The organism is Bradyrhizobium sp. MI1.3 (genome assembly GCF_055811695.1).
On record NZ_JBVVPQ010000032.1, the window covers coordinates 24186 to 36267 of the forward strand.

Annotated in this window: 12 protein-coding genes; 4 read left to right on the forward strand and 8 right to left on the reverse strand. The window is 64.3% G+C overall.

The annotated features are described in order from the left end of the window. Nucleotides 1-172: 172 nt before the first annotated feature. From acpS to rpoZ, 4 genes are all read right to left on the reverse strand, one after another. A complete protein-coding gene (gene acpS, locus AC0L3A_RS22870; RefSeq protein WP_354128879.1) occupies nucleotides 173-592 on the reverse strand; it encodes a holo-ACP synthase in 420 nt (139 codons plus the stop codon). After that, nucleotides 589-1341, reverse strand: coding sequence for a pyridoxine 5'-phosphate synthase (locus AC0L3A_RS22875; RefSeq protein ID WP_473255237.1), 753 nt, complete (start codon nucleotides 1339-1341; stop codon nucleotides 589-591). Before AC0L3A_RS22875 ends, acpS begins: the two co-directional genes overlap by 4 nt. Before the next feature lie 45 nt (nucleotides 1342-1386). Beyond that, nucleotides 1387-3672 (reverse strand): RelA/SpoT family protein, encoded by a 2286-nt coding sequence (locus tag AC0L3A_RS22880; protein WP_219684710.1) that lies wholly within the window; start codon nucleotides 3670-3672, stop codon nucleotides 1387-1389. 209 nt (nucleotides 3673-3881) lie between these two features. Further along, nucleotides 3882-4274: a DNA-directed RNA polymerase subunit omega gene (gene rpoZ / locus AC0L3A_RS22885; protein WP_007603391.1), complete on the reverse strand. Its 393-nt coding sequence runs from the start codon at nucleotides 4272-4274 to the stop codon at nucleotides 3882-3884. A 329-nt stretch (nucleotides 4275-4603) separates the two neighbouring features. Here rpoZ and AC0L3A_RS22890 point away from each other — a divergent pair, with 329 nt between their 5' ends. Then, nucleotides 4604-5251, forward strand: coding sequence for a LabA-like NYN domain-containing protein (locus AC0L3A_RS22890; RefSeq protein WP_007603390.1), 648 nt, complete (start codon nucleotides 4604-4606; stop codon nucleotides 5249-5251). Beyond that, a complete protein-coding gene (locus AC0L3A_RS22895) occupies nucleotides 5232-5906 on the forward strand; it encodes a uracil-DNA glycosylase (RefSeq protein ID WP_007603389.1) in 675 nt (224 codons plus the stop codon). The genes AC0L3A_RS22890 and AC0L3A_RS22895 overlap by 20 nt, the downstream gene beginning before the upstream one ends. Here the strand turns inward: AC0L3A_RS22895 and AC0L3A_RS22900 are convergent. The 4 genes from AC0L3A_RS22900 to dapA are packed head-to-tail and all read right to left on the reverse strand — an operon-like array spanning nucleotide 5903 to nucleotide 8393. Beyond that, nucleotides 5903-6496, reverse strand: coding sequence for a peroxiredoxin (locus AC0L3A_RS22900; RefSeq protein WP_473255238.1), 594 nt, complete (start codon nucleotides 6494-6496; stop codon nucleotides 5903-5905). The genes AC0L3A_RS22895 and AC0L3A_RS22900 overlap by 4 nt on opposite strands. Before the next feature lie 4 nt (nucleotides 6497-6500). Continuing rightward, complete coding sequence (gene smpB, locus AC0L3A_RS22905) at nucleotides 6501-6974, reverse strand: SsrA-binding protein SmpB (RefSeq protein WP_007603387.1); 474 nt, start codon at nucleotides 6972-6974, stop codon at nucleotides 6501-6503. 59 nt (nucleotides 6975-7033) lie between these two features. Further along, nucleotides 7034-7477: a large conductance mechanosensitive channel protein MscL gene (mscL, locus tag AC0L3A_RS22910; protein WP_473255239.1), complete on the reverse strand. Its 444-nt coding sequence runs from the start codon at nucleotides 7475-7477 to the stop codon at nucleotides 7034-7036. A 25-nt stretch (nucleotides 7478-7502) separates the two neighbouring features. After that, nucleotides 7503-8393, reverse strand: a complete 891-nt coding sequence (dapA, locus tag AC0L3A_RS22915) for a 4-hydroxy-tetrahydrodipicolinate synthase (RefSeq protein WP_007603384.1) — start codon at nucleotides 8391-8393, stop codon at nucleotides 7503-7505. 293 nt (nucleotides 8394-8686) lie between these two features. On the opposite strand from dapA, the gene AC0L3A_RS22920 reads away from it, so the two are divergent. Continuing rightward, nucleotides 8687-11092, forward strand: a complete 2406-nt coding sequence (locus tag AC0L3A_RS22920; protein ID WP_473255262.1) for a lytic transglycosylase domain-containing protein — start codon at nucleotides 8687-8689, stop codon at nucleotides 11090-11092. 79 nt (nucleotides 11093-11171) lie between these two features. Then, a complete protein-coding gene (locus AC0L3A_RS22925; protein WP_035994781.1) occupies nucleotides 11172-11981 on the forward strand; it encodes a YkgJ family cysteine cluster protein in 810 nt (269 codons plus the stop codon). Nucleotides 11982-12082 lie beyond the last annotated feature (101 nt).

Below are 12082 nucleotides of genomic sequence, written 5' to 3' on the forward strand. Positions count from 1 at the left end.
TTGTCCTGATTCTGATAATGAGGGCCAATTCCGGCGTAAAGCCGAATTCGCCCAGCCTGATTTGCGTCCGCGGACTTTTAGACGGTTGTCGGAGGCCACGCAATCAAGGATCGCATCAAAACTGCATAAGCATTTGATTTTGAATGCGAATTATAAAATGATCGGTGCCCAATCAGGGTTTGGCCAGCGGCACGGCGGAAATAATGACGAAGGCCTGTGCCAACGGCCAGTCATCGGTGATCGACAGGTCGATCTGCGCCGTGAACCCCTCCGGCGTCAGGGCCTGGAGCCGGGCCAGCGCCCCGCCCGTCAATTGCATGGTTGGCCGCCCTCCCGGCAGGTTGACCACCCCCATGTCGCGCCACCAGACGCCGCGCCTGATGCCGGTGCCGAGCGCCTTGGAACAGGCCTCCTTGGCGGCGAAGCGTTTGGCGTAGGTTGCCACCACCATCTTCTCGTTCTTGGCGCGCCGTTCCGCCTTGGCCCGCTCGGCCGCGGTGAAGATGCGGTCGAGGAAGCGCTCGCCATGGCGGTCGATCACCTTGCCGACACGGGTGATGTCGATCAGATCGGAGCCGATGCCGATGATCATGCCCGGCTCCGGCCGCGGTCCATCGCCGCGCGCATGCTGCGCACCGTCTCGGCGAGACCGACGAACAGGGCTTCGCCGATCATGTAGTAGCCGATGTTGAGCTCCATGATCTCAGGCAAGCCGGCGATCGTCTCCGCCGTCGCGTAGTCCAGCCCGTGTCCGGCGTGAACCTCCAGCCCCGCTTCCCTCGCCAGCTTCGCTCCCGCCACGATCCGCCGCCATTCGGCCTCGGCCTTATCAGTGTGGCCGTCGACGACGGCGTCGCACCAGGCGCCGGTGTGGATCTCGATCACGGGCGCGCGCAGTTGCGCCGCCATCTCGATCTGGGCGGGATCGGCCGCGATGAACAGCGACACCCGGATGCCGGCATCGTTCAGCCGCGCGATATAGGGCGCCAGCGCATTGTGCTGGCCGACGACGTCGAGCCCGCCTTCGGTCGTCACCTCCTGGCGCCGCTCCGGCACGAGGCACACCGCGTGCGGCCTGGTGGCGAGCGAAATGCGCATCATGTCGTCGGTCGCCGCCATCTCGAAATTGAGCGGCTTGGAGATCTCGGCTTTCAGCCGCGCCATGTCCTCGTCGCGGATGTGCCGGCGATCCTCGCGCAAATGGGCGGTGATGCCGTCGGCACCGGCCTCGATCGCCAGCAGCGCCGCGCGCACCGGATCGGGATTGCGGCCGCCGCGCGCGTTACGCAGGGTCGCGACATGATCGACATTGACGCCGAGGCGGAGCGGAGGTGCAGGCATTTCGGGACTCACGGAATCACAGGAATAGACCAGGACGGAAGGCGTCTATCCATTAACACGTTCGGCGCGGGCGACGACCGCCTTCGCGCGCAGCTGGGCCAGGATCGCGCTCAAATGCTTGAGATCGTAGACTTCGAGATCGATCGTCGTCTCCGTGAAGTCCGGTGAGCGGCGCTGCATGCTGATGTTGTCGATGTTGCCGTCGTGCTCGGCGATCACGGTCGCGATCTGCGCCAGCGCGCCGGGCTCGTTGACGTTCTCGACCTTGATGCGGGCCGGGAAGCGCTGCGGCGCGGAGTCCTCGATGTCCCAGCGCACGTCAAGCCAGCGCTCCGGCTCTTCCTCGAAATCCTTCAGGGCCGGCGCCTGGATCGGGTAGATGGTGATGCCCTCGCCCGGCGTGACGATGCCGACGATGCGGTCACCGGGCACCGCGCCGCCGTTCGGCGCGAACTTCACCGGCAGATCGGAATTGATGCCGCGGATCGGAATCGCGACCGGGCTGCGCGGCGGTTCGGACGACTTCTCCTTGAGCTTGCCGGCAAGCCCCTTTTTGACGCCGTAGCGCGCGATGCGCTCCTCCTTGTAGTCGGGATACATCGCACGCGCGACGTGGGAGGCCTTGATCTCGCCGCGTCCCACAGCCGCCATGACGTCCTCGATCGAGGTTCGTGCCAGTCGCGGCAGCGCGCCCTTGAGCTTGTCGTCGGCGTATTCGATCTTGGCGCGCTCGAACAGGCGCTCGACGATGCGCCGGCCGAGACCGACATATTGATCGCGCACCGCAGTCCTGGTGGCGCGACGGATCGCAGCGCGTGCCTTGCCGGTGACCGCGAGCGTTTCCCAGGCCGACGGCGGCGCCGCTTGCGCTTCCGAGGTCAGCACCTCGACCTCGTCGCCGTTCTGGAGCTCCGAGGACAGCGGCGCAAACTGACCGTTGATCTTGCAGCCCACTGCGCTGTTGCCGACGTCGGTGTGTACGGCATAAGCGAAGTCGATCACGTTGGCATGGCGCGGCAGCGCGATCAGCTTGCCCTTCGGGGTGAAGCAGAACACCTGGTCGTGGAACAGCTCGAGCTTGGTGTGCTCGAGGAATTCCTCGGGGTTGGCGCTCTCCGAGAGAATGCCGATGGTGTGGCGCAACCAGGCGAACGCATTGGACTCGCGCTTGAGGAATTCGGTCGGCGAGCCCACGCCTTCCTTGTAGAACACGTGCGCGGCGATGCCGCGCTCGGCGATTTGGTCCATCGCCTCGGTGCGGATCTGCAACTCGACGCGCTGGTTGCCGGGGCCGATCACGGTGGTGTGGATCGAGCGGTAGTCGTTCTGCTTCGGCGTCGAGATGTAGTCCTTGAACCGGCCGGGCACGACCGGCCAGTTGGTGTGGACGATGCCGAGCGCGCGGTAGCAGGCCTCGATGTCGTTGACGACGACGCGGAAACCGAAGATGTCGGACAATTGCTCGAAGCCGACCGACTTGCGCTCCATCTTGGTCCAGATCGAGAATGGCTTCTTCCGGCGGCCATAGACCCGCGCCCCCAGGCCCCGGTGGCGCAGATTGTTGGAGAGCTGGTCCTCGATTTCGCCGATCAGATTGCGGTTGCGCTCGGCCAGCGCATCGAGCCGCTGCATCACCACCGAATAGGCTTCCGGGTCGAGGGTCCGGAACGACAGGTCCTCCAGCTCCTCGCGCATCTCCTGCATGCCCATGCGTCCGGCCAGCGGCGCATAGATGTCGAGCGTCTCCTCGGCAATGCGCCGTCGCGATTCCGTCGGCACGAAGTCCAGCGTGCGCATGTTGTGCAGGCGATCGGCGAGCTTCACCAGGAGCACGCGGACATCGTCGGCAATGGCCAGCAACAATTTGCGCAGATTCTCGGCCTGCTTGGCCTCCCGCGATACCAGTTCCAGCCGCTTCAGCTTGGTCAGGCCCTCGACCAGCGCGCCGATCTCGGGCCCGAAGATCTGGTCGATCTCGGCCCGCGTCGCTTCGGTGTCCTCGATCGTGTCGTGGAGCAGCGCAGCCACGATGGTGGCGTCGTCGAGCTTCAGGTCGGTGAGAATCGCCGCCACTTCGAGCGGATGGGAGAAGTACGGGTCGCCCGAGGCGCGGGTCTGCGAGCCATGCGCCTTCATGGCGTAGACATAGGCGCGGTTCAGCAGATCTTCGTCGGTGTTGGGATTGTAGGACCTGACGCGCTCGACAAGGTCATATTGACGCATCATGCGGGCGCGAGGCTTCGCCGGGCGCGCCACCGGCGCAGTCGGGGCCACGGCAACCGATTCGGTTGCGGCCTGCATCTGCGTTGGTGTGCGGCGTCGATATACCATGCCGTCCTGCCTTCAAACGGACCACGACAGAGCCCGTTGTATACATCTTAGCTCCGATCGCGCGCGTGTCCGATCAATTCAGTGACAGGGACAGGCGCGAACCGACGACGCTATGGTAACCACGAAAACGCAAACAAAAGCAAAGGCCCGAACAACGGTTCGGGCCTTTGATCAGATCACAAAGAAGTCGATGAGCGCGACGGGACGATTTACTCGTCCTCCTCGGGCTGCTCCTCGGGAGGCGCGAGGCCTTCGAGACCCTTCAGGAGCTCTTCTTCGGTCATGCGCTCAACCGCGACTTCGGTATCGTCTGCATCCACGCTTGCACCGGCGGAACCGATCAGCGGCACAGTGTCCGGCTCGGGCTCGTCGACCTCGACGAACTTCTGCAGCGAGTGCACCAGTTCCTCGCGGAGGTCCTCCGGCGAAATGGTGGTCTCTGCAATTTCGCGCAAAGACACAACAGGGTTCTTGTCGTTATCGCGGTCAACCGTTAGTTGTGAACCAGACGAAATCATGCGGGCACGGTGGGCGGCCAGCAGGACCAGGTCAAACCGGTTGTCGACCTTGTCGATACAATCTTCTACGGTGACGCGAGCCATCGACTGTCGCTCCGTTGTGGGTGGGACGAAATATGTGGATGAATGCCGGTAGTTATAGGTGCCGGGAGGGTTTCGCAAGGCCAATTTGTGATTTGGTCTCGCCAAACGGCTCTGCTACCCCCACATTGGGGCTGGGATGGGTGGTTTCCCGGGCTGCCGGCGACGGCGGCGCCGGGAGTGTGCGAGTTGGCCATAACTATACCTTGATTGCACCGACTTCTCCGGATTTGCGGTTTCGACGGGTTTCGGCGGGACTTTAGAAGTGCGCGGCTTGCTGTCGCCGCGCCAACAAAAAACGATCAATCACGAACTCTACGCGAGCAAACTGAATGTCACCTTCCTCTACCGACAAGATCGCGCTCTTCATCGATGGAGCCAATCTCTACGCGACGGCGAAAACTCTGGGCTTCGACATCGATTACAAGCGTCTGCTGAAGGAGTTTCAGAGCCGCGGGACGCTACTTAGAGCGTTCTACTACACCGCGATCATCGAGGATCAGGAATACTCCTCGATCCGGCCGCTGATCGACTGGCTCGACTACAACGGCTACACCGTGGTCACCAAGGCGACCAAGGAGTTCATCGACGCCTCCGGCCGCCGCAAGGTCAAGGGCAACATGGACATCGAGCTCGCCGTGAACGCCATGGAGCTCGCCGAGCACATCGACCAGATGGTGCTGTTCTCGGGCGACGGCGACTTCCGCTCCCTGGTCGAGGCCGTTCAGCGCCGCGGCGTGCGGGTCACCGTGATTTCCACGATCGCCAGCCAGCCGCCGATGATCGCCGACGAGCTGCGCCGCCAGGCGGACGTCTTCACCGACCTCGTCGAGCTGCAGTCCAAGCTCGGCCGCGACCCGTCCGAACGCCCCGCACCGCGTGACCGCGGCGACCGCGAGGCGCGCCACCACGCTCCGCAGTTCCTCCAGCGCGCAACCACGATGGCGCCGGCGAGGGGCGATGACGACTTCGAGGAGTGAGGCGGCCCGGTCAAGCCGCCAGCCTCTCAGCCTCGTCCCCGACCGTGACTGTCCGCTCTGTCCGCGCCTGGTCGCCTTTCGCGAGGCGAACCGCGCGCGCGAGCCATTGTGGCACAATGCACCGGTTGCGCCTTTCGGCGACATCAAGGCGCGCCTGCTGATCGTCGGCCTCGCGCCGGGGATGCAGGGCGCCAACCGCACCGGCCGTCCCTTCACCGGCGATTATGCCGGCGATCTGCTCTACGCCACGCTGCTCGAATACGGCTTCGCCAAGGGCCAATATCAGGCGCGTCCCGACGACGGCCTGAAGCTGGTCGACTGTCGGATCGCCAATGCGGTACATTGCGTGCCGCCGCAGAACAAGCCGCTGCCGGTCGAGATCAACACCTGCCGGCAGTTCCTCGCGGCTAATCTCGCAACGATGCCGAACCTGCGCGCGATCGTCGCCCTCGGGCGTATTGCGCACGACACCGTGCTCAAGCCGCTGAACCTAAAGGGATCACAGGCCCCCTTCGGCCACGGCGCCGTGCATCAGGCCGGCGCATTCAGGCTCTACGACAGCTATCACTGCTCCCGCTACAACACGAACACCCGCGTGCTGACGCCGGACATGTTCCGCTCCGTGTTCGCGAAGGTGAAGAGCGACCTCGATTAATCCTTAGACGAGCCCTTGGCCGGGTTGGCCTTCAGCCAGTCCAGGACATCGCCGGCGTTCCGGTCGGGCGGAAACACCGGATAGAACACATGCATGATCCTGGCGTCGTCGACGATCAGCGCGAGGCGCTTGATCAGCGTGAGGCCCGCGACCTCCATGGTCGGCAAATTCAGGGCGCGCGTGAGCACCAGCTTCTCGTCCGAGAGCACCGGGAACGGCAGATGCAGCCGCGAGGCCATCTCGGTCTGGTACGCGTTGCTCTGGGTCGAGAGGCCGTACACCTGCGCGGCACCGGCGGCCTTCAGCTCGGCGAACAGATCGCGAAATGCGCAAGTCTGCGGCGTGCAACCGCGCGCGCCCGGGATCATGTCCCAATCGTCGACCAGCGCGATCTTGCCGGGCTCGCCGGTGCGCGGATAGGCGAACACCACGGTCCGGCCACGCAGCGCCGACAGCGCGACTGACGTGTCGTCAGTGGCGAGCAGACTGACCGGCGGCAGCGTCATGCCTTGCAGGTGCGCGGCGCCGCCGTCATCCGCCGGGGCGGGAATCCGGGTCCAATCGACCTCGAGCAGGTTTCTCTGAGTCATCCCGCTATCCCCTCGCCCGCATCAGGCGGCCCTTCTCCCGGCTCCAGTCGCGCTTCTTCTCGGACTCGCGCTTGTCGTGCAGCTTCTTACCCTTTGCAACCGCGAGCTGTAATTTGGCGCGACCCCGCTCGTTGAAGTAAAGCTTGAGCGGGATCAGCGTCATGCCTTCGCGGTCGACCGCGCCCATCAACTTGTTGATCTGCTTGCGATGCAGCAGCAGTTTTCGCGGCCGCTTGGGCTCGTGATTGAAGCGGTTGCCCTGGAGATATTCCGGAATGGTGGCGTTGATCAGCCAGATCTCGCCGTCCTTGGAATCGGCGTAGGATTCCGCGATCGTGCTCTTGCCGTTGCGGATCGACTTGACCTCGGTGCCGGTCAACGCAATGCCGACCTCGATCGTATCCTCGATCGCATAGTTGAAGCGGGCCTTGCGGTTTTCCGCCATGACCTTGATCGGACGTTCGTTCTTGTCGGCCATGGAAGACAAACCTGATCGAGATGCGCGAGGACGCTAACAGTTTGGATGAAGCGAGCGCGTCAAGACTTCTTGAGGAGATCGCGGATCTCGGTCAGCAGATCGACCTCGGCCGACGGCTTTGGTGGAGCGGCAGGCTGCGCCTCGTCCTTGCGCTTCAACTTGTTCATGGCACGGATCACCAGGAACAGCACGAAGGCAATGATGATGAAGTTGATCGTCAGCGTGAGGAAGTTGCCCCAAGCCAAGACGGCGCCCTGCTTTTTCGCGTCCGCGAGATTTGCGGCGGTGACCTTGCTCGAAAGCGGCGTGAAGTAGTTCGAGAAGTCGAGGCCGCCGGTGGCCGCACCGATGATCGGCATGATCACGTCGCCGACCAGCGATGTGACGATGGCGCCGAAGGCCGCGCCGATGATGACGCCGACCGCGAGATCGACGACGTTGCCCTTCATGGCGAACTCGCGGAACTCCCTGAGCATCCGCGTGCCTCTTTCGTCGATCGCCATGAAAGCTCCCCGATCGGCTAGCGCGTCAGTTGATGAGGCCGGCATGAACCATCGCGCTGCGCACCGCAACGCGGGTCGGCTCGGTGACCGGCACCATCGGCAGCCGCAGCGTCTCGTCCAGCTTGCCGAGCAGCGACAGCGCGTACTTGATCGGCGCCGGATTGCTCTCGATGAAGAGGTTGTTGTGCAGCGGCATCAGCTTGTCGTGCAGCTTCAGTGCGGTGGCATGGTCGCCTTTCGCCCAGGCGGCCTGGAACTCCGAGCACAGCCGCGGCGCGACGTTCGAGGTCACCGAGATGCAGCCATGGCCGCCATGGGCCATGTAACCGAGGATGGTCGCATCCTCGCCCGAGAGCTGGTTGAAGTCCTCGCCCATCGCCGCGCGCTGCTGTGAGACGCGGACCATGCTGGCGGTGGCGTCCTTGACGCCGGCGATGTTCTTCAGCTCCCACAGCCGCGCCATGGTGTCGACCGACATGTCGATCACCGAGCGCGGCGGGATGTTGTAGATAATGATCGGAATCCCGATCGCGTCGTTGATCGCCTTGAAGTGCTGGTACATTCCTTCCTGGGTCGGCTTGTTATAGTAGGGCGTCACGACCAGAACCGCGTTCGCCCCCGCCTTCTCGGCGTGCTGGGCGAGCTCGATCGCCTCTTTTGTCGAGTTGGACCCGGCGCCGGCGACCACGGGCACGCGGCCTTTTGCTTCCTCGATGCACCATTCAACGACCTTCTTGTGCTCGTCATGGCTCAGCGTCGGGCTCTCGCCGGTGGTGCCGACCGGGACCAGGCCGTTGGTGCCCTCTGAAATCTGCCAGTTGACCAGGGAGCGGAACGCCGCCTCGTCCAGCGAGCCGTTCTTGAACGGCGTGACCAAGGCGGTGAACGATCCCCGGAATTTCGTCTTGGCTGCCATGGACTTCCTCCGTACGCGGCGATCTCGAGCGAGCCGCATTCATATCGGGTCTATCCCGCCGGTAAAAGACCCGCCTCGGCGTGACGCACCGTTTAGGCCGCGATTTTGCCGCGGTGGTGGTGCAAACCCGGCGAAGGTAAGCGGCTGTTGGTATTTTGTCCGCATATTCAATCAAATACAGCCAGATCTTGTACAGCTAGGTCTTGAGCCAATTGACTGATTCGGGGCGACGAAACGCCGTGATCTCCTTTCCGCGCGCCGCATGGCGATCCACCGGTCTGATCGTGTGCCTGATGGCAGGGCTGTCCGCGGGCTGCGCCGCCTGGGCCAAATCCAATGAGACAACCGCGGAGACCGCCAAGGAAACCGCTAAGGAAACCGCGAAGCCCGCCGCCAAGCCAGCCGCCAAGGACACTTCGAAGGGCGCGTCCAAGGGAACCGGTAAGGAACCTTCGAAGGACGCCGCCAAGGGGGCAAGTAAGGGCGCAAGCAAGGGCGCGACCAGTCCCCCCGCCAAGGATGCCGCGAAGAAGCCTGGCAGGGATGCTGGCAAGAACGCAGGCAAGGAACCTGCGAAGGACAAGCTGAGGCCTGCGGCTGCCGCGCCAAAGTCAACGCCGACCGCTGGCGCCTCTGTCCCGAGAACCGCACCCGCGCCGGCTGCGACGGCCACCATCAGACCCACCGCTCCGGCCCCCGCCAAGCCCGTCGCGGCTCCTGTCCTGGCTCCGGCGACCCGCCAGCATGCCGCCCCGCGCAAGCCGGTCACACCGGCTGCGGTTGCCGCGACCTCCTCGACGTCGCAAGCCGACAAGGACACGCTGGAGGCCGTGATCGAGCTCGTGCGCAAGCGCAAGGCGGGCGACGCCACCAATGCCGCGGGCACGATCTCAGATCCCGTGGCGCGAAAGCTCGCGGAATGGATCATCCTTCGCAGCGAGGACAATGGCGCGACTGTGGAGCGCTACCGCGCCTTCCTCTCCGCCAATCCGAGCTGGCCCTCGCAGACCTTCCTGCGCCGGCGCCTGGAGGCCGCGATGTGGGACGACAGGCGCGACGACCAGGTTGCGTGGTCGTGGTTCGAGAACGAATCCCCCGTGTCCGCCAAGGGCCGCTTCACGCTCGCCAAGGCGATGCTGGCGCGCGGCGACCGCGCCAACGCCGAACGTCTGGTGCGCGACGCCTGGCGCAGCGACCCGATGTCGGAAGAGACCGAGAACAACGCACTCGACCAGTTCGGCGCGCTGCTGACGCCCGGCGATCAAAAGGCGCGGATGGACACGCTGCTCTATGGCAGCGAGAACGAGGCTGCATTGCGTGCCGCGAAGCGCCTCGGGGCCGGCTATGTCGCACTCGCCAAGGCCCGAATCGCCTCCCTCAAGAAAGCCCCGAACGCACGTGCGTTGCTCGAAGCCGTGCCGCGCGAGCTGCACGGCGATCCCGGCTTCATCTTCAGCAAGATCCAGCTGCTGCGCCGCGAGGAGAAATTTGCGGAAGCCGCCCAGCTCATGCTGTCGGCACCGAAGGATCCGGGCCGTCTCTACAATCTCGACGAATGGTGGATCGAGCGGCGCCTCCTGGCGCGCAAGATGATCGACACCGAGGAATTCCGCAGCGCCTATCTGATCGCGCGCGATGCCGCCCTGCCCTCGCGCGACATCTACAAGACCGAGCAGGAGTTCACCGCCGGCTGGATCGCGCTGCGCTTCCTCAACGATCCCGCGGCCGCGACTCAGCATTTTGCCCGCATCGGGATCGGCAGCGTCAATCCGACCACGCTGGCGCGCGCCGGCTATTGGCAGGGCCGCGCCGCCGAAGCTGCAGGCCGCCAGCAGGAGGCGCGCAACGCCTACGCGCGGGCCGCCGAGCAATCCACCAGCTATTACGGCCAGCTCGCACGTGCCAAGCTCGGCCTGCCGCAGATCGAGCTCAACGCTCAGCCGCGCAGCCGCGGTGCCGAACGGCTGGAGATCGTGCGCGCCGCGCAGCTGCTCTACGAGCTCGACGAGCGCGAGATGGCGATACCGATGCTCGCCGACATGGGTGAGAACGGCGATCCTGAAGCGCTAGCCGGCCTTGGCGAGCTCACCCAGCGCCACAGCGACGCCCGCGGCATGCTGCTGCTTGGCAAGGCCGCGCTCAATCGCGGGCTGCCGTTCGATTTCTATGCCTATCCCGTCAACGGTATTCCGCAGTTCACGCCGATCGGCCCCGAGGTCGAGCGCAGCATCATCTACGCCATCGCGCGGCAGGAGAGCGCCTTCAACCCCTCGGTCGTCTCGCCGGCGCAGGCCTATGGGCTGATGCAGGTGACGCCGGACGCCGCGCGCTATGTCTGCAAGCGGCACGGCGGGACCTACGATCTGGGACGTCTGAAGAACGATTCGGCCTACAACGCCACGCTCGGCTCGGCCGAGCTCGGTGGGCTGCTCGAGGACTATCGCGGCTCCTACATCATGACTTTTGCCGCCTACAATGCCGGCCGCGGCAGTGTGAAGAAGTGGATCGATCGCTACGGCGATCCGCGCGACCCCAAGGTCGATGCGGTCGATTGGGTCGAGCTGATCCCGTTCTCCGAGACGCGCAACTACGTGCAGCGGATCATGGAGAACCTTCAGGTCTACCGCGCCCGCTTCGGCGGCGGCACGCGGTTGCAGATCGAGGCCGATTTGCGCCGCGGCGCCGGCAGCGTGGAGTAACTGCGTGCCCCTAACGACTCCGATGACAAAGCATCTACGCATGCAGCGCAGATAGGGCGCGCAATAATAAGAGACGAAAATGGATCAGACAATGTTGAGCGTCGTCCGTGCGGTACAGGCAGGCGCGACGACGATGAAGGGCGTGATCGACGCCACCGGACTATCTCGTCTCAAAATCGAACGTGCGTTGAATGCCCTAGAGAAGCAGCAGCTCCTGGTTCGAGACGGCCAGGGGTTTAGGTCGACCAGTCTGCCGAAGGCAGCCCGGCAGTGCGGATCGTGCAATGCCTGCTGCGATATCCTCGAGGTGGCCGCCGTCGACAAGCCCGTGAACCAGCTGTGCAGGCATTGGCAGACGGGCACGGGATGCACCATCTACGACCGCCGTCCGCAGATGTGCCGGTCCTTTGTCTGCGCCTGGTTGCAAGGTCACCTCGACGACGACTGGTTTCCAGCGAAATCGGGCATCATCGTGCATTTCAGCCAGGATGCGGTCAACGTCACCGTCGATGACCATTGCCCCGATCGCTGGCGCGAGGAGCCTTATTTCAGCAAGCTCGCCGAATGGTCGCTGAACGGCATCAAGAGAATCGGAAACCGCGGTTACGCGACCCTCGTTGTGTCCGGTGCCGATAAGTTCCTGCTGCTGGGACGGACCATCGTTCCCGAACCGACGCTGTTCGGAACAGCGTTCCTGCCGCTTACGGCCGACACTTTCCGGTTCTGGCGGGCGAAATCGCAGGAGCATTTGCAGCGGCTGCACGAGCGCATCGCCGAGATCGAGCGGATCAGACAGGAATTCGGCTCCTGCGCGATTCCCGACGAACTGGATGACGACCCCTACCCGCCCTATCGGTCGGCTCTTCTGCGCTGGTCGAATCACGCCTGAACTCCCACGCGGTCCACGCGGAGTAATTCGCCGTATGCCGCTCGATGCGCGCCGGTCGCGATCGAAACGTGGCGGCGGGCACGCGCGAAAGACGCCGCCCC

Bases quoted from the DNA above. Each gene is read 5' to 3' on its own strand.
- AC0L3A_RS22900 (WP_473255238.1), bottom strand. From the start codon at position 6,496: ATGACTCAGAGAAACCTGCTCGAGGTCGATTGGACCCGGATTCCCGCC.
- AC0L3A_RS22875 (WP_473255237.1), bottom strand. From the start codon at position 1,341: ATGCCTGCACCTCCGCTCCGCCTCGGCGTCAATGTCGATCATGTCGCG.
- AC0L3A_RS22880 (WP_219684710.1), bottom strand. From the start codon at position 3,672: ATGGTATATCGACGCCGCACACCAACGCAGATGCAGGCCGCAACCGAA.
- AC0L3A_RS22925 (WP_035994781.1), top strand. From the start codon at position 11,172: ATGGATCAGACAATGTTGAGCGTCGTCCGTGCGGTACAGGCAGGCGCG.
- smpB (WP_007603387.1), bottom strand. From the start codon at position 6,974: ATGGCCGACAAGAACGAACGTCCGATCAAGGTCATGGCGGAAAACCGC.
- acpS (WP_354128879.1), bottom strand. From the start codon at position 592: ATGATCATCGGCATCGGCTCCGATCTGATCGACATCACCCGTGTCGGC.
- AC0L3A_RS22890 (WP_007603390.1), top strand. From the start codon at position 4,604: ATGTCACCTTCCTCTACCGACAAGATCGCGCTCTTCATCGATGGAGCC.
- AC0L3A_RS22920 (WP_473255262.1), top strand. From the start codon at position 8,687: ATGGCAGGGCTGTCCGCGGGCTGCGCCGCCTGGGCCAAATCCAATGAG.
- rpoZ (WP_007603391.1), bottom strand. From the start codon at position 4,274: ATGGCTCGCGTCACCGTAGAAGATTGTATCGACAAGGTCGACAACCGG.
- AC0L3A_RS22895 (WP_007603389.1), top strand. From the start codon at position 5,232: ATGACGACTTCGAGGAGTGAGGCGGCCCGGTCAAGCCGCCAGCCTCTC.
- mscL (WP_473255239.1), bottom strand. From the start codon at position 7,477: ATGGCGATCGACGAAAGAGGCACGCGGATGCTCAGGGAGTTCCGCGAG.
- dapA (WP_007603384.1), bottom strand. From the start codon at position 8,393: ATGGCAGCCAAGACGAAATTCCGGGGATCGTTCACCGCCTTGGTCACG.